Raw genomic sequence first — 24,620 nt, forward strand, 5'->3', positions numbered from 1 at the left:
GCACTTTTGTTCTTAGCCTTATCAAGTACTGCATTTAAGAATGATAAACATAAAAAAGCGAAGGTGTCGTTTTAACGCCCCTTCGCTTTTTTGTTCTCTATTTTTAGCTTATGCCTTTGGCCTTTCATCTTTATCTTATATTTCGCCAGTTTGCCCTTGCCCATTAGCACGTTTGGCCGTTACTAGTTAGTGACTTAGTGACACTTGCCTTAAGTCATTGATGCCATAGCTCTACACTTTAGCTACACACTTTAGCTACACACTTTAGCTACACAAGTGATTAGGCCGCAAATTGCTCAGTCTGCGCCCACTCTCTGTCTTTTTGTTGCCTGTTCTGCTGTAGCATTCCTTGGGATGCCTTTTCACTCAGGCCCTTTTCTTCCAAGAGAAGACGCTGCAACTTTCGGCAAACATTCACCATACGAGACAACTTAGTAAAATAAACCTGCTCTATTAATTCACCTTTTTCATTAAACATGAAACTGGCTAACTTGCAGTTTTTGTGGGGCAAATAAAAATGATGGATTGTGAACCGACGAGATACAGGCGCGCCCATCACTTTTTGATACATACAAAAAGGCAACGAGTCCGCCCGTTTATCACCACCAAATAAATACGTTAAGCGCTGGAACTTATCTTGCCCTGGCGAAGATAATATTCCGAACTTTTCAATAAGTTGATCAACTGCTTTAACACCTGTAGTCATCGCGTTCACCCATTCACTGTTTATTTGTACAGTATATGGCAAATCGTACAAAATGCAAACAAAAACACCGCATTGGCGAACCAATGCGGTGTTTTTATAATCCGTATAGCGAACTAGACGGGAGTTTTTGAATTTATTAGCCCGTGTTACTGTTGCTCTATCGATGCAGAACCTACTGATTCAGTATGCTTTCTACCTTTGAATACATTTTTAATGTCGTTCAATATTAGGTACAAGGCCGGTACTAATAGCAGAGTAATAACCGTTGCAAACAAAATGCCGAACGCCAATGAAATTGCCATAGGAATAACAATTTGTGCCTGAAGACTTCGCTCAAATACAATTGGCATTAGCCCCATAAAGGTGGTTAACGACGTTAATATAATTGCGCGGAAACGCTGGGTACCTGCGCTAATTGCTGCGCGCATTAATGAATGGCCTTCTTGGCGGGCACGGTTAACAAAGTCCACCATAATCAAGCTGTCGTTAACCACAACACCTGATAACGCAATAATGCCGCAAATCGACAGCACACTCACCGCCATGCCTAATACTAGGTGCCCAATAATGGCACCCACCACACCAAAAGGTATGACTGACATGATGATAAATGGTTGGCTGTAAGATTTAAGAGGAATTGCCAATAGCGCGTAAATCGCAAATAAGGCAAACAACAAGCCCTGCGCCAAACTCATCATAGCGTCAGCTTGTTCTTTTGCGTTTCCTTGTAACTGGAAATCAACTTTAGGGTAGCGTGCCAACAAATCAGGCATGACAGAGTCGATAACCTCACCTGTAATTTCAGACGGATCCATTAATGCCTTGTCTACCACAGCAGTTACCGTAACAGAACGGCTGCCATCTACACGAATGATAGAATCAAAGCCTTCGCCCACGGTGAAGCTAGCCACTTGCTGGAAAGGTATCTCTTGTCCGTTTGGCGCACGAATACGCATATTTTCTAAATGCTCAATTGAGCTACGCTCTGCTCTTGGGTAACGCACCATGACTTTAATTTCTTCATCGTCACGTTGAATACGCTGTACTTCCGCACCGTAAAAGCCAAAACGTACTTGCTGCCCAAGTTGTTGTAGCGTAATACCTAATGCATCGGCTTGAGGTTTCAATGCTAATTGAATCTCTTCACTACCACCTGAGAAGGTATCGTTAATGTCGGTTACACCATCGTAACCCGACAAGATGCTTTTTAGTTCATCACTTACGGCTCTTAACGACCTAATATCACCAGAACTAAATTCGAAGCTAAGATCAGCACCACCACCTGGGCCACCAGGGGCGCCAATACTGAACGTCTTAACGCCTGGAATTTCAGACATTTCATCACGCCACAACTGATGAATTTCATAATCGGCCATGGTACGAGTTTCACCTTTGGTCAGTTCGGCGAACACCTCCCCGCCCAAGTCACCGTTATCAAACGCCATGGAATGTTTAATTACACCTTCACCAGTATCGTCACGCACCTTTTCATCCATACGCATCATGCCTTCACGTAATGCTGTAAGCACTTCGTCTCGCTGTTTTAGCGAAGAGCCTGGCTCTAACTCAAAACTTGCAAACATGAAGTCGCTAGGAATACTGGGGAAGAAAACAAATCGAACAATGCCGCCACCAAACAAACCAATAGTAAGGATTAGCATGGCTAAGAAAACGGATACCGTGGTGTAACGGTTACGTATGGTCTTTTCTAAAAATGGCGCGTAAACATTGTGTATGAAACGCTTAATACCTTCACTGAAAAAGTCTCTAAACTTTTGAAGTTTATTTGCCTTCGCAGGATCGTAAGGCTTTAGTTTCATATGCACTAAATGTGCAGGCAAAATAAGCTTCGACTCAATTAATGAAAACACCAAACAAATGATCACCACTAGCCCAATGGTTTTCCAAATAACACCAAAGGGACCAGATACCATTAGCATAGGAGAGAATGCCGCTATGGTAGTAAGCACCCCAAAGGTGGCTGGCATAGCCACTTTCTTAACACCAGCAATCACGTTTTCAGTGCTGTGCCCTTTTTGATCAATTTCGGAATAGGCCGATTCTCCCATTATGATGGCATCGTCCACCACTATTCCAAGCACCAAAATAAAGGCAAATAAACTCAGCATATTGATAGACACACCAAGCATATCGATAGGCATAACCAGTAGCGTACCCAAAAAACACACAGGCAAGCCAACGATAACCCAGAACGCCAGCTTTATTCTTAAGAACAACGACAGTACCAAGAACACCAACAAGCCACCAAAAAACATATTTTCTAGCATCATGTTCAATCTATCCGCTAGATAAAACGAACTATCTCCCCATGTGTCGGCGGAAATATGAGCTGGAAAGTCATTCTTTTTCTCGTCGATGTAGCCGTTTACTTGTTCTGATATCTCTAATGCATTTTGATCACCCACCGCTTGCACACGAAGGCTAACCGCTGGCTTTCCATCGAATAATGCATATTGGTTGTTCTCAATAAAACCATCATTTATATAAGCAACATCGCCTAACGTTACCCGTGTACCATCAGAATTGGTAACCAACACTATTTGAGAGAAATCCCAACCCGTGTAAGCCTGCCCTTTGGTTCTAAGCAGAATGTCACCATTTTCTGTACGAATAGAACCACCAGGTAAATCGATACTCGATTGACTTAAACGACTAACCGCGTCGGCAAAAGTCAGGTTATATTTTTGTAAGTCGACCTCAGACAGTTCAACCGAAATTTCGTAGTCTCTGGCACCAACAACTTGCACACTCGAAATACCGGGAAGGTTTGCAACATCATCGCGAATGTCTTTTGCAAACTCTTTTAGTTCACGTTCACTGGCATCGCCAAACACAGATATCCAAATAACATCTTGCTGAATTTTTTGGCGATAGATAACCGGCTTTTCTGTATCGGCTGGGAAAAGAGGTATGGCATCAACTTGCACCTTCACTTCATCAAGTAAAGATTGGATATCGTAATCTTCTTCAACTTGAATGCTCACCGTACCCATCCCCTCTACCGCAGTAGAGGTGACTTGTTTAATGCCTTCTAAATTCTTAATCGACTCTTCTATCTTGAGAATTACGCCCTCTTCTACTTCTTGAGGCGCAGCACCCAAATACGGTACGCGAACGTTGATGATATCTATTTCAAAACTAGGGAAAACTTGCTTTTGAATACTAAAGGCACCAAATAGCCCGCCAACGATTAACAACCACATCAACAGGTTTGCCGCAACACTGTTGCGCGCAAACCAAGCGATTAACCCTTTTTCCGTATCAATTTGACTCATTACTTACCCCCAGAAGAAGCAGGGCTAGTTACAGTAGTATCGTCTTTAACGTCTACTGATTGAGTGTCTGACTCTTTATCGTTCTCTGCTTCTGGTGGCATGGCAGGCTCATCACCTGGAAGTCTGACTTTCATACCATTATAAGGATTTGGAACTGCGCTGGTCACCACTAACGCGCCACTGTTTAAGCCACTGCCAATGAAGGCTTCATCTGCCGTGGTACGTACTACGTCTACCGGTACAATTTCAATTTCGCGGTTATCATTTACGGTGAGCACTGTGTTATCAAGGCGCAATATCGAGCGCGGCAATACGGTTAAGTCTTGCTTTTGATGAGAAACAATTTTGGCTTGAACGAACTGACCAAAACGAAGTGGCGCATTATCACCACCGTTAAATTGATAAGGGTCTTTAACTTCAACCACGGCATAAAGAACACGGCTTCCAGAATCCAAAATACCTTCTGAGCGAACTAACTTACCTGTCCAAGTTCTATTTTTGCCGCCTACTGTCGCGTTTAACGTCACGTCAGATTGATTGCTTGATTGGTTACCAATATCAACAAACATTAAGTCTTTGTCGGTGATGGGTAAGCGTACCTCTGCAGTGTCAGTTGAATAAACGGTGCTTACCGTGGCCCCTGCTGATACAAATTGACCCAAATCGATGTTTCGCTCAACTACAATGCCATTGTAGGGCGCTCTAATTAATGTGCGGTCAAGGTTACGGTTGGCACGCTCTAATTTTGCCTCTGAAGCTTTAACATTTGCCTGCTCTTTTGCTAGTTGAGGCTTACGCAAACCTAGCTCTGGCGGCACAACACTGCTGACTGAACGCCATTCTTGTTCTGCTACCTTGCCTCTTGCTAGTTCTTCTTCAAGAGCAGCACGAGCTTGAGCTAGTTCGGCTTCGGCCAACTTTACTTCGGTGCGGTAGTCATCTTGTTCAAGGGTGATTAGCACATCCCCCTTTTGGAACATACCCCCAACAATGAATTTATCAGACAAACTCACGACGCGGCCGCTAACTTGTGCGCTAAGTGATGTTTTGTTGCGAGGTACTACGTTGCCCTGTGAGTCAACCACAAAGCTAACAGGTTGGTATTCCATTGGTTTGGCATCAACAAGGAAGGCTTGCGTTTCAACGGGGATTTGCTCTGGCGGCTTACGAGAGGAAATCATAATTGCCGCAATAACAAACGCGACCAGAATGATGATAAGAGGTATACCGCTTTTGATCCAAATGGAGTTTTTCATTATTTTCCCTATAAAACGTAGTACTGATGCTTAACCTTTGAACCGAGACTCACCTATTTGCATAAGTGAAATGTGTCTGGCGAACAATGGGTTAAAGCTATACGTGATTTATTATTTTTTTATTGGTTCTAGTGTAATGTGTTTCAACGTGAAGCGCTTGTCTTCGTTTGTTAAAAATTGTGAATTATTCAACTAATTATTGCGCTACTCAACGTAATATAAAAAAATCCGCCTAGAATTAAAATGTAAGATTGCCAAATGAGCAATAATCGTTGATTATTTAAACACCTGCACACTTGCAGGAAAAGTTGCACTTATCGATGCAACAACGAATTTGTTACGCTAAAAGGGATGACCTGTCATGAGCCTAAAAAAGCAATACCTGAAATCTAAACCCGTTTGTAAAGTAACATTCCGCCTTTCCGCTGAAGAAGCAAAAAATGCTGACGAAGCTAGCCTTGTGGGCGACTTTACCGAGTGGGACAAGCAACCTCTGACGATGAAAAAACTAAAGAGCGGCGATTTTACGCTGACTATTAACCTAGAAACTGATCATGAGTACCAATTTCGCTATCTACTCGATGGTGATATGTGGGAAAACGATTGGGCCGCCGATGCTTATCTCCCTTCTAGCATTGGAAGTGAAGATAATTCTGTGGTTCGTGTTTAACACTGCCCTCGTCAGCGGTTTCTAACTGTTTATACGAGCATTAAAAAAGGCTGCGTTTAAAGGCAGCCTTTTTTGACTTTGATAAAAGCGTTGTATTTACAGTGTGTTTTCTAGTTCAGGCAACACATCAAACAAGTCACCCACCAAGCCGTAATCTGCAACTTGGAAAATAGGCGCTTCTTCGTCTTTGTTAATAGCAACAATGACTTTAGAGTCTTTCATACCGGCAAGGTGCTGAATGGCACCTGAAATACCTACGGCAATATATAGCTGCGGTGCAACGATTTTACCCGTTTGACCTACCTGCATGTCATTCGGTACGAAGCCCGCATCAACTGCAGCACGTGATGCACCAATAGCAGCACCTAGCTTGTCAGCAATACCTTCAAGTAACTTGAAGTTTTCACCGTTTTGCATACCACGACCACCAGAAATAACCACTTCAGCAGCGGTCAACTCAGGGCGCTCTGACTCAGTAAGCTCTTCAGATACAAAGCTAGATTTTTCGCTTACTTTAACCACATCTAGTGTCGTTACTTCAGCGCTTCCGCCTGTAGTTGCAGCATCAAAAGAAGCGGCACGTACGGTAATCACCTTTTTGCTATCAGACGATTGTACTGTCGCAATAGCGTTACCAGCATAAATAGGTCTAATAAAGGTATCTTCGCTTTCAACACCAATGATGTCAGAAATTTGAGCAACATCTAAAAGTGCAGCAACACGAGGCATGAAGTTCTTACCTGTTGTAGTAGCTGCGGCTAATAAATGACTGTAATCATCAGCAAGTGATAACACTAAATCAGCTACGTTTTCAGCAAGCTGGTATTTGTACACTGCATTGTCGATAAGCAATACTTTGCTTACACCTTCAATTTTTGCAGCACTGTCAGCAACGGCCTGACAACCTTCACCCGCTACAAGCACGTGAATATCGCCACCCATTTTCGCTGCAGCATGAACCATTTTTGCAGTTTCCGACTTCAAACTAGCATTGTCGTGCTCGGCATATACAAGAACTGTCATGAGATCACCTTTGCTTCATTCTTAAGTTTTTCCACCAACTCTGCAACATCCGCAACTTTCACTCCACCTTCACGTTGAGGTGGCGGTGTTACTTTGAGCACTTTGACGTTAGATTCAAGTGCCACACCAAAGTCGGCAGCTGATTTAACATCTAGCGGCTTACGTTTCGCTTTCATAATGTTTGGTAGCGAAGCATAGCGTGGTTCATTCAAACGTAAATCGGTCGTTACAACGGCTGGCAACGTTAAGGCTACCGTTTGTAAACCTCCATCTACTTCACGGGTAACGTTGACGCTTGTTCCATCTACCGCTACTTCTGATGCAAAGGTGCCTTGAGGCATACCGGTTAATGCAGCAAGCATTTGTCCGGTTTGGTTGTTGTCTGAATCGATACTTTGTTTACCCAATACCACCAACTGAGGCTGTTCTTCTTCAACAACTTTAGCAAGCAATTTAGCCACTTGAAGAGAATCTAGGTTTTGGTCTGTATCAATTTGAATACCGCGGTCGGCGCCTAGTGCTAACGCAGTACGAATTTGTTCTTGGCAGCTTTTATCGCCAATAGAAACCACAATGATTTCTGTCGCTATCCCTTTCTCTTTTAGTCTTACTGCTTCTTCAACAGCAATTTCGCAAAAAGGGTTAATGGCCATTTTAGCGTTAGTAAGATCGACGCCAGAGTTATCGGCCTTCACTCTTACTTTAACGTTGTAATCGATCGCGCGTTTGACCGGGACGAGTATTTTCATATTTACCTCAATTGTTGAGTTCGTCGGTGTATGTTGCTATTCCATGCTAAAAAGCAGTTAAGAAAACAGCGTTACTTCACCACGCATTCTGAAACTTAAACAATGTGCTTTACGCTAACTTTGCGTAGCGGCGAAGACATTTTCAAAAGGCTAGACCCAAAATATCATTAACACCGCGTTTACTTGCACAGTATTTGTGCTGCTAGTTAACGTTAACGTAAACTCCCTGCAATGTACTTACTGTTGACGTAAACGTCAACCTAGATTACCTTTCAGGGCGACAATTAATTTACATGTTTTTGACACATCGCATTATTTGTTTCATCAATAGTGCACTATAAAAAACCGAACATAAGGAGCCACCCGTGGAACGAGAATCGATGGAGTTTGACGTAGTCATCGTCGGTGCCGGCCCAGCTGGACTATCAACCGCCTGCAAGCTTATGCAGCTTGCCAATGAAAACAACCAAGAACTCATGGTCTGTGTTGTCGAAAAAGGCTCTGAAGTGGGTGCACATATTCTCTCAGGTGCGGTATTTGAGCCTAGAGCAATGAACGAACTTTTTCCAGATTGGAAGGAAAAAGGCGCACCTTTGAACACCCCAGTGACCGAAGATCATATTTATTTATTGAATAGTGAATCATCATCAAAACGCCTACCAAACGCAATTACCCCTAAAACCATGCATAACGATGGTAACTATATTGTGTCGATGGGTAATGTCTGTCGCTGGTTAGCTGAGCAAGCGGAACAACTCGGTGTGGAAGTTTTTCCAGGCTTTGCGGCTTCAGAGGTCATTTATAATGACGACGGCAGTGTTGGTGGTGTACTAACAGGCGACATGGGTGTTGGCGTAGATGGACAACCAAAAGATGGCTATATGCCAGGTATGGAACTTCGTGCGAAATACACGGTATTTGCTGAAGGTTGCCGTGGGCATTTAGGTAAAGACCTTATCGAGCACTTTTCGCTTGATAAAGACGCCTCGCCTCAACATTACGCAATAGGCTTTAAAGAGATTTGGGATATCGACCCTGCTAAGCATCAACCTGGATTAGTAGTACACAGTGCTGGTTGGCCGCTAAACGACGCAACTGGCGGTAGCTATTTATATCACGCAGAAGATAATCAGGTATTTGTAGGTCTTATTGTTGATTTGAACTACAGCAACCCATACTTGAGCCCGTTTGATGAATTCCAGCAGTTAAAGCATCACCCTGTGTTTAAACAATATTTGGAAGGCGGTAAGCGTGTTTCTTACGGAGCCCGTGCTATTGCAAAAGGTGGTTTTAATTCTTTACCTAAAATGACGTTTCCGGGTGGAATATTAGTAGGTTGTGAAGCAGGGACACTTAACTTTGCTAAAATTAAAGGCAACCATACAGCCATGAAATCAGGCATGTTAGCTGCTGAATCAATTATTGAAGCATTAGCGAAAGATGTCGAGGTACCTGAAAGTGAATTAACTAGCTATACCGATAAATTTAAAAATTCGTGGGTATATGATGAATTATTCCGTTCACGTAATTTCGGACCCGCTATTCATAAATTAGGTAATTTCTGGGGTGGCGCATTTAATACCCTAGAGCAGAACTTCTTTAATGGTAATTTGTTTTTCACTATGAAAGACGAACATAAAGATTATGCCCAACTTGATTTGGCTTCTGATGCAAAAGAAATTGCCTATCCTAAACCGGATGGCGTTTTAAGTTTTGATAAACTTTCTTCGGTATTTTTATCAAACACCAATCATGAAGAAGAGCAGCCTTGTCATTTACAATTAAAAGATGCCTCTATTCCTTTAGAAGTAAACTTCCCTAAATACGCAGAGCCTGCGCAGCGCTACTGCCCCGCCGGTGTTTACGAAATAATTGAAGAAGAAGGGTCTAAACGTTTTCAAATTAATGCGCAAAACTGTGTGCATTGTAAAACCTGCGATATTAAAGATCCTTCACAAAATATTCGTTGGGTTGTGCCTGAAGGTGCCGGTGGTCCAAATTACCCGAACATGTAATTTAAAGCCATTTATCTTAAAAAATTAAAAAGCGGACTTTCTCCGCTTTTTTTTTGTGCTAAATTTAATTATGATTCGCCCGAAAAATCCACTACGAAACGCTAAGGTTATTAAATGAACGAATTTTTAGATATTTTAACCCATGGAAGACGTTTACAAGGTGCTGTAAAGGAATTAAGCATTCAAGAGCTAGAAACTGTGCAAGAAAAACTTGCAAACATTATTGATAAAAGAAAAGAAAAAGCGCTTGAAGAAGAAAAAATCGGTCAAGAAAAACGCGCCAAGCTTGAAGAAATCAAAAAACAAATGGAAGAAGCGGGTTTAAACTTCGAAGACTTACAATCATTAAATGAAGACACTCCTAAAAAGGTGGGTAAAAAGCGTCCAGTTAAATACAAATTAACGGATAGCGAAGGTGTTACCCACCCTTGGACAGGCATTGGTCGTATGCCTCGCGTATACAAAGAAGCACTTGAAAGCGGAAAGTCGTTGGAAGACTATTCAGTAAACGCGTAGTGTTAATGCTATAAAGTGGGTTAGCAGTGAGTTAGTTTACTGCTAACCACCCTATCTCTTGTCATTTTTAAATTTCCCCCCACTACTAGTCTTAATTACTATTTTTAATAGGGTATAAAGTGTCTTTGCATTTCAAATTATCCGAAGCCCAGAAAAATTCACCATGGCTAGTGTTAGTTCATGGTTTGTTTGGTAGTGCTGACAATTTAGCAGGCGTTAAGCGCCATTTCGAAAGCACTTATAATATTATTAGTATAGATTTACCTGATCATGGGCAATCCCCTTGGACTGACGGATTTACGTTGGAAGCCGCAGTAACGGGAATCGTTGAAATACTCGATAATAACCAGGTTGATAAAGCTGCCTTTTTAGGGCATTCCTTAGGCGGTAAAGTGGTAATGCAATTTGCGTTATTAAACCCTGACCGTGTTAGCCATTTAATAGTGGCAGATATTGCCCCCGTCAAATATTCACATAGTCATCAAGCGGTGTTTGATGGCCTCAAAAACGTTCCTCTAGACACGATAAGTGATAGGAAAGAGGCACAAACCGCTCTTTCTGAATATGTTAAAGAACCTGGTGTACAGCAGTTCTTACTTAAAAGCTTATACCAAACTGAAAACAGCGAGTGGCAATGGCGCTTTAATGTTGATGGATTAATTGAAAGTTATTCACGAATACTTGATTGGCCTCAAAGTAATTTGACCTTTGAAGGGATAACCTTGTTTATTAAAGGAGCCGAGTCGGATTACATTAATAATTCTTATAGGAAGGAAATTGCAAAATACTTTCCTCGTGCCAAGGCTCACATTATTGAGGGTACAGGGCACTGGCTACATGCTGAGAAACCAAGTATTTTTAATGCAATTGTGGCTCGCACATTAGAAAAGGCAACAAGTTAACGCCATCTAAGATGCGAATGACTATTATTACTTTTTTTTGACCCTTTTTGACTCTGCTAGGCGTATATACTGTGATATAGTTGCGCCAGATTTTTTCCAATAAAGACACTATGCTTGCAGAAAACTTTGAGCTAATTGAAACCATCATGCTGTACGGCGGTTTATTTATACTATTTGTATTGATGAGCTTTGCGGTACACGATGTCCTATCGAAAAATAATGTGCCGTTAATTGGGCGTGTTGTGACCTATGGGGTATTAGGCTTAGGGGCCATTGGTTTCCTAGCAAAGGGAATCATTGAATGGTTCTGGCTAAGCACAGGTGTATAGTAACTAGTAACGAATAATAGAGGTTTGATATGGCAAGCGTTGGCCTGTTTTTCGGAAGTGACACCGGTAATACCGAACATGTTGCGAAAATGATCCAGAAGGAACTGGGTAAACAGCTAATTGATGTAAAAGACATTGCCAAGAGCAGCAAAGAAGATATAGCAGAGTTTGATTTGCTTATTTTCGGGATCCCTACTTGGTACTACGGTGAAGCGCAGTGTGACTGGGATGATTTCTTCCCAGAACTAGAAGACATTGATTTTACCGACAAGCTCGTGGCTATTTTTGGCTGTGGCGATCAGGAAGACTATGCAGAATACTTCCTTGACGCTATGGGTATGGTTCGCGATATCGTTGAAGGCCGTGGCGCCATCTTAGTAGGACAATGGCCTACCGAGAGTTACGATTTCGAAGCATCTAAAGGTATGGCAGACGACAATCACTTTGTGGGCTTAGGTATTGATGAAGACCGTCAGCCAGAGCTTACCGAGTCGCGTGTTAAGTCATGGTGTAAGCAAATTCACGACGAACTGTGTTTGTCTGAGCTAGCCTAATTCATCAGCTTCATGCCTATGAGTAATAAAAACGCCGCTTATATTAGCGGCGTTTTTGTTGGCGTATTTTAAATAACTCTTAAATACTCGACAGGGTTAAAGCTGAAAACGCTCTACCGCTCTTCTAAGGCTGTCAGTTTGAGCATCTAGCATCATAGTCGACTCATTGGCTTGACGGGTACTTTGGGCACTAGAATCAGCCAATGTAACAATGGTATTCAAGCTAGACGCAACATCTGCAAGCAATACATCTTGCTGCTGGGTATCTGAAACAATATGCTCATTTATCTGACTTAAACGAGCAATAATTTCTCGAATACTTTCAACCTGCTGCGACACCTGTTGGGTAATTTCTACCCCTTCCTGGGCTTGTTCCCTACCCGCGTTTATCGCTTTCACCGCCTTCTCGGCATCTTTTTGAAGATTGCCAATCATAGACTCAATTTCTTCTGTCGAGTTATGCGTACGGTTTGCCAAGGTGCGCACTTCATCGGCTACCACAGCGAAGCCTCTGCCTTGCTCTCCTGCTCTAGCTGCTTCAATCGCGGCGTTAAGCGCCAACAAGTTAGTTTGCTCAGCAATGGTTTTAATTACATCCAGTATGCTGCCAATACTGCGTGAGTGTCCATCTAATCGATTTATAATATCTGCGGACTCTTCAGCCTGACGGGCTTGACTGTTTACTTGATTGCGGTTTTGGACAACCAGCACACTAATTTCTTCGCTTTGAGCGGTTACCGTATGCAGTGCTTCCATGGCATCATTTATCTGCCTCAAATTGCTACGGCTTGTATTTTGAACATCCTGGGTATTGGTAGAAATCACCGTTACCTGTTTACGTTGTTCATCCACTCCTTGTAAGCTCTTTTCACCTAATGCGACACTCTCTTTAGTAATGGTAATTAAGCGTTTTTCTTGCTCTAAAATATTCCCTACTAACTCTCGCAAGCTATTGGTTAAGCTATTCACTTTAACAGAAAGCGCAGTAAACTCATCATTCCCTATTTCAGGCAGCGTGTGACTTAAATCCCCTTTACTTAGTTGAGTTAACCCTTCATTAATTCTTCCAAGAGGTGTAGAGATACTGCGTGTTGCTAGAACAGCTAACGTAATTGCTGCAATCAGGCCGATAACGGCCACAATAAAGTTTTTGACTAAGTTGGTTTGCACTGATTCAAGAATAGCATTTTGCCCTTGAATAGATTCAGACTGCACACTATCAAACAGTGTATTAATGCTGCTTAACGCTAACTGCAAGGCCGTTAATGCTTCATCCTTTTTTACCTGTGCTAAGGCGATTTCATTTAATTTTTTTTGTTGCAATGCAATTAAACCACTAGCGCCATTAACGTTCTCGGTGACTAACGCAAATTGCTCGTTAAAAGCGGCGACCGTGCCCCCATCATCAATATCAAGTATAAGGCGATTTATGTAATCTTTATCTACCGTAATATTACTAATTTGATATTTTATATCGTCAATAATATTGGCGGTGTCTTGTTCGTCCTCACTGGCAGCTAGTTCGCTGAACGAATCAGTGGTTGTGAGCAGCTTATTGTCAATATTAGTACCTGCACCAATCAAAGTGTCTAGGCTTGGACTATCTGAATCTAAGTAGGACAAATCTAGCATTAAAGCGCTTGCTTCATCTGCTGCGCTTAATACCTCATTTAGTTTGTCCTCTAACGCGCTTTCCAACGCCATTCGCTTCGCTAAGGCGGTATACATACCATGACTGTTTGCTACGTAAGCTAAGCTTGCCTCTACTGCTTCTACCGCAATGGAATTGCCTGGAAGAATAATGGTTAGGTTATCGAGATCGGCAACAAACTCATTCGACAAAGATTCGAACTCTTTTTGATTTTGAGACAAAGCGGCAGGCGTATTTTCGTGAAAACCATTTGCTGTAACGACAGATAACGACAGGATCTCGGTTTTCACTTTAAGCATACTGGTTTGGGCTGGCATTTTGCGTTCAACCACGTCTTCTGCTGAACCCCTAATGTCGTTTAAACCGAAATAAGAAAGAATACTTGTGAGAAGTAACAAACAACCAAAAAGGCCAAAACCGATTTTTATTTTATTTATAACTGTTAATTGCATTGGCATAGTTCAAGGTACGCGATGAAATCTACGTACCAACCTCGTTTTACCATTATTGCAACAAGTTTAACAGAATGTTAAAAATATGCACTTTAAGTTTAGATAGATATCATTAATTATTAACAATAACTGGCACTTACAAACTGGTCTGTCCTCAAAAAATAAAATAGTCAGCAGCAAGCTACTTCGGTCAAAATTATTAATTCGTTCGAATTTCCATCGTACCGCACAAGAAACAGTAGTTTTACTTTTAAATCCTGACGAGTTACCTATAATAGCTCCATTGATAAACATCTCGTTCTCAGTAGGTTGTAATGGATCAGAATAAAGAACTTAAAAAAGCAGGTTTAAAAGTAACCCTGCCACGTCTCAAGATTTTGCAAATTTTGCAAGAACCTCAAAATCAACACATCAGTGCCGAGGACGTGTATAAGATTCTGATCGAACAGGAAGAAGAGATTGGTCTTGCAACAGTGTATCGCGTGTTAAACCAATTCGATGATGCGGGTATATTGAATCGCCATCACTTTGAAGGCGGCAAATCAGTTTTTGAAATAAGCCACAAAGAACATCACGATCACTTAGTATGTCTTAAATGCGGCAAGGTAATTGAGTTTGAAGACGATATTATCGAACAGCGCCAAGACATGATTGCGAAAAAACATAATATTAAGCTTACCCACCATAGTCTGTACCTTTATGGTGAATGTACAGATGGCAATTGCGAAGGTAACGACTAATTATCGCAACATAATTAATTTTGCATATCAATAAGGCCCTTCAATGTAAATTGAAGGGCCTTTTTAGTTTGAAGAATTACATCGCATTGTGTCGTACCAATTTCGCCTCAACTAGGTTAGAGCTTTAATCATCATTTAAATTGCTACCCATTACAGCGAGTTTGTTCAATACCGTGGTCTACCCCATCGGATAAAAAACATTCTTTTTAAAAAAACCGGTTTCCTGAACAAATGCAGAAATAGTCCATATCCCCCCCCCTTTAAGACAGGTTGGGTATTTGTATTTATTGATGAGTGAGTATTAGACGAACATGGCTAAGAGGAGTGTTAGCATCAGCCCGACAACGCCAATGATAGTTGCCATGCAGGTCCAAGAAATTAAGGTATTTTTTACTGAGATATCGAAATATCGGTTAATGATCCAAAACCCCGTATCGTTTACGTGAGACATAGCTGTTGCACCAGCAGCGATAGAGATGGTCATTAGCGCTAATAAAGACGGTGATAACGACAGTGCATTTACCACGGGTGCCATCAGACCTGCAGCCGTTAACATTGCAACCGTTGCCGAGCCTTGAATGATTCTTACAGAAATGGCAATAAGAAACCCAGCCATAAGCGGTGGTAAGGGTGAAAGCGCCACCACATCAGCAAAAGCTTGTCCTGCCCCCGAATCGATTAATACTTGTTTAAACATACCACCCGCACCTGTCACTAATATCACAAGTGCTACTGGCTCTAACCCTTTCGATGCCACATTTCTCACTTGATCTGCACTTAAGCCTTGGTTTTTACCCAGCCACTTAAAACATGCCAAAGTCGCGATGGTGAGTGCGATAAATGGATGTCCAACAAAAATAAATACCTGTTTTACTATTCCGTCGGCTAACACAAATTTAGCAATTGACCCGATGAGGATCACTACCAGAGGAAAGAATAACAATGCGGCCACTAATGAAAACGAGGGCAATGCTTCTACTGGCCTAGCCTCGATATTTCTAATATGTTCCGGCACTGGCACGTAGATTTTTTTGGCGATATACGATGCGTAAATTGGGCCAGCAATACAGGCACATGGCACACCAACAATAAAACCAAATAAAATCACTAGGCCTATATCAGCATTCAAAATAGACGCCACGGCAACTGGCCCAGGCGTGGGGGGAATAAAGGCATGGGTAACCGCAAGCCCAGCAGCTAAAGGAATGCCATAATAAATTAATGACTTACCGGTTTTTTGCGCCATTGAGTATATCAAGGGCATTAATATAATGAGTCCTACCTCAAAAAACACAGGTATCGCCACAAGGAAACCGGTTATTACCAGTGCCCATTGGCTATTTTTTTCACCGAACTTCTGTTTGATGGTTAGCGCCAGTCTATCCACACCACCCGACTCTTCTAAGAATTGCCCGAACATTGCGCCTAGCCCCACTATGGTGGCAACAAATCCAAGGGTATTTCCCATACCGGTTTGCATTGAATTGAGCACTTCTGTGGCGTCCATTCCCGTGCCTAATCCTACAAAAGCTGCTGCAATAATAATGGCAATAAATGCATGTACTTTTTTAGCAATAACCAAATAGGCAAGCAGCACAATGCTGATGATGGCGAAAAAAAGAAGTGAAAAAGTATCTGACATGTTTCTTCCCTATAAACCTGCACTTAAGTCCGTACTTGAACCTGCAATTAGCGGCACGTAAAAATCTGAGGTACACGATTATAATTTTTATTATTTAGTAAACAGAGAACACCTCTGGCAACCCGTTGTTATTCCACGCAACGCTACGTTAACAAATTGTTTATTCGCCGTAACAATATTATAAAGAAATCTTGAACGCAACCGGTTTCCGAATTATGCTTATTTTAAATTAATCAATGTAGTGTCGGGCTCATTGCTTAGCATTGAATCAAAAAGGTAGATGAATGACTGCAAATACCGTTTTCTTTATTACTGGGGTTTCAGGCACAGGGAAATCTACCATCGGCGAGCGTGTAGCTTCTCAACTGGGACTCGTTTTTGAGGAAGGTGATAGTTATCACCCTGCCGCTAGCGTAGAAAAAATGTCTGCTGGTATTCCGTTAGAAGATGCTGACAGATGGGACTGGCTAACCCATTTGAATAAAATTGCCAAAGATCATTTGGCAAATAATCAAAGCGCTATTATTTCTTGTTCAGCGCTTAAAGCATCCTACCGAGCCAGACTATGTGAAGGCATGGGTGAAGGCATGGGTGAAGGGCTAACAGGAAAACTAGCTGAAGAGAAAACAAGTCCATTAGCTAAAGGCGTTCAATCAAATGTAAGGTTCATCTACTTACATGGCTCTACCGATACCATTGGCCAGAGGCTTAAACAAAGACAGCATTTTTTTGTGGGCGATGATATGCTCAAAAGTCAGTTTTCTACCCTTGAGGTACCCACTAAAGATGAGGCTTTCTTTGTAGACGTGACACAAAGTGTCGATGAGGTAGTGGCTACCTGTAAAACGTTTATAAGCTCAGTGACAGAGGCGACATAACCCAAAAATTAAAGTCCCTTTTATACAGCCGTATAGCGCCCTCATCACGGCTTAAAATGTAAACTGCGCACAAGTAATAAAAATTGAATATACCCTATGAAAAATATAAAAAAACGTACAACCATTTCAGATATCGCAGCACATTTAGGTATTCACAAAACTACGGTTTCCCGCGCACTTAAAGATTCAAGTAGTATTTCTAAAGCGTTATCGCTGAAAATAAAGAAAGCGGCTAAGGACTTAAATTACATCCCCAACCGTGCAGCACAAAGTTTATCTATTCAAAACAATAAAACGATTGCGTTACTACTCCCTTCATTTGGAAACAATGTTTTTAATGATGTAGTTTCAGGCGTGAAAGCCGTTGCTGATGAACTTGGCTATGCATTAATGATTGGTGACGCTACCTATTCAGAATTAGGAGAGGAACGTATTGTTGAATCTTATATTCAACAAGCGGTTTCAGGTTTTATTCTCACTTCTAGTCGCCACACCGACGAAACCATAAAAATGTTAAAAACCACCGATGCACCGGTGGCGGAAATTATGGATATGTCGGATTCTACTTTTGATATCAACTATGGTGTAGATCATTTCAATGCGGGAAAAGAAATGACTGACTATTTAGTAAACGTAAAGGGCAGAAAGAAAATTGCTTTTTGTTCATTGCTGCTTGATTGGCGTGCTGTACTTAGAAAACGAGGCTGGGAGCAAGCCCTTCATAATGCACAGTTGCAAGATGATATGTGCCTTCAGTCACGTGCTGATGCCTCATTTCAAGCGGGCGCTGAATTGCTAGTGGAATCGCTTCACAAATGGCCAGACTTAGATGCCATATTTTTTGTTAGTGATGAACTTGCAGCCGGAGCTGTAATGGAATGCAATCGCCGGGGGATCAAACCGGGAAAAGACATTGATATATGTGGTTTCAACGATTTGAGCTTTGCGAAAGCTATTTACCCTTCCCTTACCACGGTATCCACACCAAGAAGGGAGATGGCTGAATTAGCCACCCGTTCATTGATATCAGTTATTGAAGGTAAAAGTGTAAGCGAAACAAGTAAAGTGTTTCCTTACCATATTAAAATTAGGGAAACCGCCTAGGCATTTTGCCTGCTTGCGCTTCCCTACCCTTCATTTTACAGCAGTGTTACAGGCTTAGATTCAGGCTTCAAACATCAAGCGTTTCGTTTTAAGCCCTAAGTTTGAGCTTTTAACGTAAGTTTTTTAACTCTGTTACCTAAGCCTCAAACTTATAATTGTGATAAGCCTTTATGGCTTTTTCCCACATCTGCCCTACTTCACCAATACCAATGGTTTTACCATCAACTTCAATTACAGGGGCAATTTCTTTGCTTGAAGATGTTAACCACACTTCGTCTGCATTGAATAAATCTTCCGTGGTGAACCACTTTTCTTCTACTACCAAGCCCGCTTGTTTAAATGCTTCTAACGCTATTTGGCGGGTGATCCCGGGTAAAAGTTGGTTATCTAAAGGTGGGGTGAAAATAGCATTATCTTTTACCATGAAAACGTTACATGAACTTGCCTCAGTGATAATACCGTCACTATTGTGCAAAATAGTTTCTTGCACACCACTTTCTACCCCCGCTTGAAAGTGCATGACATTACCTAACAATGACGTTGATTTGATATGGCATCGCTGCCAACGCTTATCTTCTTCAAGCGCTACTTTGAACGGTTTAACTTTATCTGCTTCTAGCGGTTGAGCGGGTGCAATTTCAAATGCAAAACCAAATACGGTGGGCGTAATATTTTGCGGGTAGGCATGATAACGCTTGGTGTCCGTGCCTCTACTAATATGAAAATACACGCCAATATTTCCGCTTGGAAAATGGCTGGCATTGGCGTCAATAAGCCCATCTAAGTTTTGCTGCCACTGCTTTGCACTATAAGGGTTAGTGATAGAAATTGCAGCTAATCCATCGCGCATTCTGCTTAAGTGCCCTGTCATGCCCACTGCCTTCCCATGATAAGTGGGTATCACTTCATAAATGCCATCCCCGAACAAAAAGCCTCGGTCCATGGGGGATATTTTAGCTTCTGATAACGGCATGAATTCGCCGTTTAAAAATGCAATGGTCACTCTTATTCTCCTGTAAGGCGAAGTCGTTTTTGCCAATTCAATAAAAATGCGGCGCGAGCATCGTCGTAGTGCTGACTTATGAAAGTAACAGTCTCCCCCGGCACCGCTTGTGCTAAACGATTAACATCAAGCAAACTTACACTGCCAAGCTTGGGGTAGCCTCCTAAGGTTTGTCTATCTCGCATCATCACAATAGGTTGTCCATCGGGCGGAATTTGCATCGCGCCAATGTGTATTGCTTCTGAGCGCATTTTAGTAATGTGGCTATGTATGGGGGCACCAGACAATCGATAGCCCATACGATTAATATTGGTTGTTACCGTGTAATCATTTAAAAACAACCGCCCTTTTTCAGAAGCGTTAAATTTGTCTTCTTGGTAACCAAGAATTAACGATATGGGTTGGTTCAAGTCGTAACGCGGCCAGTGCTTCGATGCCAGCGCTCTGTGAGCGCTTCGTAATGCTGGGGTTTCAATATCGATAGCATCGCCAACCCCTAACGGTGCACCTTTGTTTTCAAGGCCGCCTATCCCCTCGCGCAAAACCGTGCACGCACTGCCTAAAGGTAATGGCACTTGCCACCGCCCTTGTATAGCTAGATAGGCTTTGCTGCCCATGTGTTCACTGTCGATGGATACCCTATCACCAGCTTTAACAAAGATGGTTTCAAATGGGGAAACCGATTGACCATTGACCAAGCAAACCACATTGCGACCGGTAGCCGCCAACTGCCCGTTGGTATCAAATACAAATACTGCGCAGCCTATAATTTCAATACAAGGCGTATTTTCTTGGTTACCAGCTAGATAATTCGCCCACCAATATGCTTCTTCATCCATTGGGCCTGACTGACAAAAGCCTTGATGCTGTTTACCTTGCCGACCGCTGTCGATAATTAGGCTCAGCAAACCGTTCTGTTCAACACTAACCTTCATGCAAGTCTCTAAATTCCTGTTCTGAAATAGGTGCGAACTTTACATTATCACCTACTTTTAAAAGCGCGTTATGGCTAGTATCAACTAAGTTTAGTGGGCATAGACCCAACAAGTGCCAGCCACCAGGCGATGACGAGGGGTAAATAGCGGTTTGCGCATCGGCAATGGCAACCGCCCCTTTTGGTACCTGCTTTCGTGGCGTTTCTAATCTAGCGCAGTGCAAGGTAGCGGGCACGTTCCCCATATAAGCAAAGCCCGGCGCGAAGCCTACAGCGTAAACTTTGTAAGTCATGCTGATGTGAGCATCAATAATATCCTGCTCGCTTAAGCCCGTTTTCTGACTAACCAACGCTAAGTCGTTAGCCGTTTCTGCGCCGTACCACACGGGTATTTCATGAGTTTTCACACTAACACCGTCAGTACCATTTATCCTTATCTTTGGATCTTGCGCTGCCAGTGAGCGAAGCATCTGATAAACATAATGGCTATCCACTTTGTGGGCATCAAAAACCAGCAGCAACGAATCGTATGCCGGCACGCATTCTTTTAGCCATGGAAACGCCAAGTTCGTAATGGCATGCAACCAATGCTGACATCGCGCATTGGCAGCATCTACCGTGTCGCCCGCGAAATACAAAAGTATGGCATCTAAACCAGCAGGTACAATCTGCTTAATATCCCCAAAGGGATGCATAGTAATATCCTTAATAAAAAGGGTGAAATTGTGGCGATGTTAAGGCATTTGCGTGATTTATTAAGTAAAGAATGAATACGCTTAGCGCTATTGCTTATGCCTTCATGCCGTCTATTTCATGCATACACGAATTTGTTGCGCAATTTCAACTGCACCGGCAGTATCGCCATGCACGCACAGTGTGTCAGCCTGTAATGGCAATCTTTGCCCGCTAACAGTAATGACTTCCCCATCTTCAATCAAAAGCTTTGCTTGCGTTAACGCTTCTGCGGCAGTTAACACCGCGCCTTCTTGTGAGCGGGGCTGCAAAAAACCTTCATCGGTATAACGACGGTCGGAAAACGCTTCGAATATTAGCGACAATCCATATTCTTGCGCTTCAAGCAACAGCGCTTCATTGTGCGCATGAGATTGCACCATCAGCCCCAAGCGACCTTTATTAATACTACCCACAGCTTGCATAACTGCAGTGCGCACTTGAGGGTCAAGCATCATATCGTTGTATAACGCACCATGGGGTTTCACATAACTCACTGGCACGCCAACGATACTGGCCATGCCCATCAATGCACTTACTTGATATTGAACACAGGCTATCAGTTCTTTTATTGGCATAGCGAGACTTCGACGTCCAAACCCTTGTAAATCGGGATAAGAAGGATGCGCGCCTATTTCTACATTACTGTTTTTTGCCAGATACAAAGCTTGTTTCATCACCACGGGATCGCCAGCATGAAAGCCGCACGCAATGTTAGCTTGGTCTATAAATTTCATAATGTCGGCATCTACAGGCATTTGCCATGCACCGAAACTTTCACCTAAATCGCAATTTAACTTCATAAGTGTTTAGCTCTTAACCTCAATCCGATATCATGTTACCTGTTCTTTTTTAAAAGTCAGTGTTAATGATAAATATTGGAAAAATTAATACATTAAAAGTGGTAGCGGAATATCCGTTCGGCTATGCATTAGCGCCACTTACCGATAATGTAGATTCAACCGACTACAGTAGTGAAGATATGCCTACTGTAACCTTACCTCACGATGAAGTAACCACACCGCTGGAAGTGGAACAAACCTTAGATGTGTTTGTGGCTACCGATCAGCGCGGCGATTTGTTTGCTACCTTGAAGCCACCGCGCATACAAGTAGGTGAAACCAAGGTACTTAAAGCGGTCTCTGCTACACACTTTGGTGCTTTCTTCGACTGGGGCTTAGAGAACGACTTACTCATACCCGCCGATTATCAAGAATCGCCTATCGATCCCGGTATGTATTACGTTGTTCACGCTTTCTTTGATGAAAAAACAAATCGAATTTTAGGGGCAACCCGTTTGCATTACTTCCTTAAAGAAGGCAGCGCCTATCTTAGTGAAGGTGAAAATGTAAGTTGCTTAGTTTATGCCAAGTCTGACTTAGGCTTTAAAGTGGTATTGAACGAAAGAGCCTTGGGCCTAATATTTCATAGTGATGCATTTAAACCGCTTAAAGTAGGGCAATCTACTGATGGCGTAGTTAAAACCATCCGTGAAGATGGCAAGATTGACGTGGTGTTACAACGTCATGATAAGGAAACTCGTGATGCCTTGCAGCAAGCCATCTTAGATGATTTGGAAGCCCACGGTGGTATTTCAACACTCACGGATAAAAGTCCGCCCGATGCTATTTACCAGCATTTTAATGTGAGTAAAGCCGCGTATAAAAAAGCATTAGGCGCGTTGTATAAGCAAAAGAAAATCACCATTGGCGCAGACGCCGTTCGTCTCACCCAATCGTAAGTAGGAAGTAATAGGTAGGAAGTACAATGAAAGCACAAGTTTCATGGGATAAAGACCTCACTTTCACCGGTACAACAGACAGTGGGTATAAAACCGTCATGGACGGTAGTGGAAATGCGGTATCACCAATGGAATCAGTATTGATGGCCGTTGGCGCATGTTCCAGTATTGATGTGGTAGACATCCTTAAGAAAGGTCGTCACGAAATTGAAAGCTGTGAATGCGAATTAGAAGCCGATCGTGCTGATGACGCCCCACGGGTGTTTACAAAAATTCATGCTCACTACACAGTGGTAGCAAGCAGCGTGACCGAGAAAGCATTAGCACGTGCGGTACAACTTTCTACTGAAAAGTATTGCTCAGTAATGTTGATGCTAACCGGCAATGTGGAGATCACCACCAGCTATACTTTAGTTGAATCCACACAGAATTAGGCTAATACACCATCTATTAGTGTAAAGGGCTATCAGTGATTGATGGCCCTTTTTTATTTCCTCACCAAAACCAAGCTAACCACCTGATTATTAACATATAAATATCTTCTTACATTTACTGGCATGGTTGCTGCTGTATGTTGCTAATAAGCTAATAATCTAATAATTAACGACAACAATCAGGTATTTGACCATGGACGCTTCGTTTAACACTCTTCGCACACTGTCCCTTACGGGCGGCATACTCTCATTATCTTTGCTACTAGGTGCGTGTACCGACGCCGATGCTATAAACCCCACAGAAGAAATTTCTGAAGCGGTGATAGCCATTCCGGTAGAAGCCGCTGCAGTAACCAATGGTTCAATTAGCTCTACTTATACAACCACCGCCATTCTGGAAGCGAGAGAAGAAGCGTTTGTGGTTGCAAGAGCGTCAGGCATTATTGAACAGATAGTGGTAGAAGAAGGTGACTACGTTGAAAAAGGCCAAATTCTGGCGCAATTAGATAAACGCAGATATGAACTTAACCTTGCTAAGGCAAAGGCAGATTTAACCGGTTTAGAGCGAGAGTTAGATAAAGTAAACAAAGTTTATTCTAAAAACCTTATCAGTGTAGATACCTACGACAAACTGACTGCTCAATATGAATCTGCCCAAGCGTCGGTTCATCTTGCTGAATTAGATTTAAAAGAAACCACCATTACTGCCCCCATCAGCGGTTTTATTGCTTCTCGAAATGCAAAAGTAGGAAACCTAACGGAATCTTTCCAGCGTGAGCGCATGTTCCATATTGTGCAACAGCAGAATTTACAAGGTGTGGTGTATTTACCTGAGAATGAATTGCAAAATGTGGCGGTAGGTCAACCCGCAACTCTTATTGTTGCTGCACTAGGTAATAAATCGTTAACTGCATCTGTCGAGCGAATTAGCCCTGTTATTGATGCTGCCACTGGCACATTCAAAGTGACCCTTGCGGTGCCAAATGAAAAACACGTATTAAAAGCGGGCATGTTTACCGACGTGGCGCTCGAATATGCACTCCACAATAGCGCTACGCTACTTCCACGTCGTGCCCTTATCACGATGGACAATCAACATAGCGTCTTTGTTGTTAAAGACAACATAGCCACAAAAGTCGACATTGTTACCGGCTTTGAACAAGACGAAATGATTGAAGTGTTAAGCGGGCTTCAAGGTGACGAGAAAGTCGTTACCGCTGGACACCAAAACTTAAAAGACCAAGCCCCTGTAGATGTAGTCAACGGCTAAGCCCGCTATAAGAAGGAAAATAC

Annotated in this window: 23 protein-coding genes; 12 read left to right on the forward strand and 11 right to left on the reverse strand. The window is 42.4% G+C overall.

Annotated features, from left to right (window positions below; all coding sequences use genetic code 11):
* Nucleotides 1-280 precede the first annotated feature (280 nt).
* The 3 genes from AVL57_RS05990 to AVL57_RS06000 form a co-directional block, all read right to left on the reverse strand.
* Complete coding sequence (locus tag AVL57_RS05990; protein WP_057792104.1) at nt 281-706, reverse strand: hypothetical protein; 426 nt, start codon at nt 704-706, stop codon at nt 281-283.
* Between the two features lie 146 nt (nt 707-852).
* Complete coding sequence (locus AVL57_RS05995) at nt 853-4,002, reverse strand: efflux RND transporter permease subunit (RefSeq protein WP_057792106.1); 3,150 nt, start codon at nt 4,000-4,002, stop codon at nt 853-855.
* Nucleotides 4,002-5,258 (reverse strand): efflux RND transporter periplasmic adaptor subunit, encoded by a 1,257-nt coding sequence (locus tag AVL57_RS06000; RefSeq protein ID WP_057792108.1) that lies wholly within the window; start codon nt 5,256-5,258, stop codon nt 4,002-4,004. Before AVL57_RS06000 ends, AVL57_RS05995 begins: the two co-directional genes overlap by 1 nt.
* Before the next feature lie 361 nt (nt 5,259-5,619).
* Here AVL57_RS06000 and AVL57_RS06005 point away from each other — a divergent pair, with 361 nt between their 5' ends.
* Nucleotides 5,620-5,928: an isoamylase early set domain-containing protein gene (locus AVL57_RS06005; RefSeq protein WP_057792111.1), complete on the forward strand. Its 309-nt coding sequence runs from the start codon at nt 5,620-5,622 to the stop codon at nt 5,926-5,928.
* A 96-nt stretch (nt 5,929-6,024) separates the two neighbouring features.
* Here the strand turns inward: AVL57_RS06005 and AVL57_RS06010 are convergent, their stop codons facing one another.
* Both AVL57_RS06010 and AVL57_RS06015 read right to left on the reverse strand, forming a co-directional pair.
* Nucleotides 6,025-6,951, reverse strand: a complete 927-nt coding sequence (locus AVL57_RS06010; protein ID WP_057792113.1) for an electron transfer flavoprotein subunit alpha/FixB family protein — start codon at nt 6,949-6,951, stop codon at nt 6,025-6,027.
* The gene (locus AVL57_RS06015; RefSeq protein WP_057792115.1) at nt 6,948-7,700 is read right to left on the reverse strand and encodes an electron transfer flavoprotein subunit beta/FixA family protein; all 753 of its coding nucleotides are present in this window, start codon (nt 7,698-7,700) and stop codon (nt 6,948-6,950) included. Before AVL57_RS06015 ends, AVL57_RS06010 begins: the two co-directional genes overlap by 4 nt.
* A gap of 365 nt (nt 7,701-8,065) precedes the next feature.
* Between AVL57_RS06015 and AVL57_RS06020 the strand changes: the two genes are divergently transcribed.
* From AVL57_RS06020 to fldA, 5 genes are all read left to right on the forward strand, one after another.
* Nucleotides 8,066-9,715: an electron transfer flavoprotein-ubiquinone oxidoreductase gene (locus AVL57_RS06020; RefSeq protein ID WP_057792117.1), complete on the forward strand. Its 1,650-nt coding sequence runs from the start codon at nt 8,066-8,068 to the stop codon at nt 9,713-9,715.
* Between the two features lie 114 nt (nt 9,716-9,829).
* A complete protein-coding gene (locus AVL57_RS06025) occupies nt 9,830-10,231 on the forward strand; it encodes an H-NS histone family protein (RefSeq protein WP_057792120.1) in 402 nt (133 codons plus the stop codon).
* 119 nt (nt 10,232-10,350) lie between these two features.
* Nucleotides 10,351-11,133 carry an alpha/beta fold hydrolase gene (locus AVL57_RS06030; protein ID WP_057792122.1) on the forward strand — a complete coding sequence of 261 codons (783 nt, stop codon included), beginning with the start codon at nt 10,351-10,353 and terminating at the stop codon, nt 11,131-11,133.
* Nucleotides 11,134-11,243: 110 nt separating this feature from the next.
* Nucleotides 11,244-11,462 (forward strand): DUF2788 domain-containing protein, encoded by a 219-nt coding sequence (locus AVL57_RS06035; protein WP_057792124.1) that lies wholly within the window; start codon nt 11,244-11,246, stop codon nt 11,460-11,462.
* A 29-nt stretch (nt 11,463-11,491) separates the two neighbouring features.
* Entirely contained in the window at nt 11,492-12,016 is a 525-nt protein-coding gene (fldA, locus tag AVL57_RS06040) for a flavodoxin FldA (RefSeq protein ID WP_013784294.1), read from the forward strand.
* 96 nt (nt 12,017-12,112) lie between these two features.
* On the opposite strand, the gene AVL57_RS06045 is transcribed toward fldA, so the two are convergent.
* Nucleotides 12,113-14,119, reverse strand: a complete 2,007-nt coding sequence (locus tag AVL57_RS06045; RefSeq protein WP_057796173.1) for a methyl-accepting chemotaxis protein — start codon at nt 14,117-14,119, stop codon at nt 12,113-12,115.
* A gap of 314 nt (nt 14,120-14,433) precedes the next feature.
* On the opposite strand from AVL57_RS06045, the gene fur reads away from it, so the two are divergent.
* Nucleotides 14,434-14,859: a ferric iron uptake transcriptional regulator gene (gene fur / locus AVL57_RS06050; protein ID WP_057792126.1), complete on the forward strand. Its 426-nt coding sequence runs from the start codon at nt 14,434-14,436 to the stop codon at nt 14,857-14,859.
* Nucleotides 14,860-15,160: 301 nt separating this feature from the next.
* On the opposite strand, the gene AVL57_RS06055 is transcribed toward fur, so the two are convergent.
* A complete protein-coding gene (locus AVL57_RS06055; protein ID WP_057792128.1) occupies nt 15,161-16,501 on the reverse strand; it encodes a GntP family permease in 1,341 nt (446 codons plus the stop codon).
* Between the two features lie 284 nt (nt 16,502-16,785).
* Between AVL57_RS06055 and AVL57_RS06060 the strand changes: the two genes are divergently transcribed.
* Complete coding sequence (locus AVL57_RS06060; RefSeq protein ID WP_057792130.1) at nt 16,786-17,379, forward strand: gluconokinase; 594 nt, start codon at nt 16,786-16,788, stop codon at nt 17,377-17,379.
* Nucleotides 17,380-17,475: 96 nt separating this feature from the next.
* A complete protein-coding gene (locus AVL57_RS06065) occupies nt 17,476-18,483 on the forward strand; it encodes a LacI family DNA-binding transcriptional regulator (RefSeq protein ID WP_057792132.1) in 1,008 nt (335 codons plus the stop codon).
* Between the two features lie 136 nt (nt 18,484-18,619).
* Here AVL57_RS06065 and AVL57_RS06070 read toward each other — a convergent pair whose 3' ends face one another.
* The 4 genes from AVL57_RS06070 to AVL57_RS06085 all read right to left on the reverse strand — a co-directional run bounded on the left by AVL57_RS06070 (nt 18,620) and on the right by AVL57_RS06085 (nt 21,955).
* Complete coding sequence (locus AVL57_RS06070; protein ID WP_057792133.1) at nt 18,620-19,486, reverse strand: D-amino acid aminotransferase; 867 nt, start codon at nt 19,484-19,486, stop codon at nt 18,620-18,622.
* Nucleotides 19,487-19,488: 2 nt separating this feature from the next.
* Nucleotides 19,489-20,421, reverse strand: a complete 933-nt coding sequence (locus AVL57_RS06075; protein ID WP_057792135.1) for a 5-oxoprolinase subunit C family protein — start codon at nt 20,419-20,421, stop codon at nt 19,489-19,491.
* Nucleotides 20,411-21,115 (reverse strand): 5-oxoprolinase subunit B family protein, encoded by a 705-nt coding sequence (locus AVL57_RS06080; RefSeq protein WP_057792137.1) that lies wholly within the window; start codon nt 21,113-21,115, stop codon nt 20,411-20,413. Before AVL57_RS06080 ends, AVL57_RS06075 begins: the two co-directional genes overlap by 11 nt.
* Before the next feature lie 111 nt (nt 21,116-21,226).
* Nucleotides 21,227-21,955, reverse strand: a complete 729-nt coding sequence (locus tag AVL57_RS06085; protein WP_057792138.1) for a 5-oxoprolinase subunit PxpA — start codon at nt 21,953-21,955, stop codon at nt 21,227-21,229.
* A gap of 65 nt (nt 21,956-22,020) precedes the next feature.
* Between AVL57_RS06085 and AVL57_RS06090 the strand changes: the two genes are divergently transcribed.
* From AVL57_RS06090 to AVL57_RS06100, 3 genes are all read left to right on the forward strand, one after another.
* Entirely contained in the window at nt 22,021-22,893 is an 873-nt protein-coding gene (locus AVL57_RS06090) for a CvfB family protein (RefSeq protein WP_057792140.1), read from the forward strand.
* Nucleotides 22,894-22,919: 26 nt separating this feature from the next.
* On the forward strand, nt 22,920-23,327 hold the full coding sequence (locus AVL57_RS06095) for an OsmC family protein (protein WP_057792142.1): 408 nt from the start codon (nt 22,920-22,922) through the stop codon (nt 23,325-23,327).
* A 193-nt stretch (nt 23,328-23,520) separates the two neighbouring features.
* Nucleotides 23,521-24,597 carry an efflux RND transporter periplasmic adaptor subunit gene (locus tag AVL57_RS06100; protein ID WP_057792144.1) on the forward strand — a complete coding sequence of 359 codons (1,077 nt, stop codon included), beginning with the start codon at nt 23,521-23,523 and terminating at the stop codon, nt 24,595-24,597.
* Nucleotides 24,598-24,620 lie beyond the last annotated feature (23 nt).

It is taken from the genome of Alteromonas stellipolaris (assembly GCF_001562115.1).
GTDB lineage: Bacteria > Pseudomonadota > Gammaproteobacteria > Enterobacterales > Alteromonadaceae > Alteromonas > Alteromonas stellipolaris.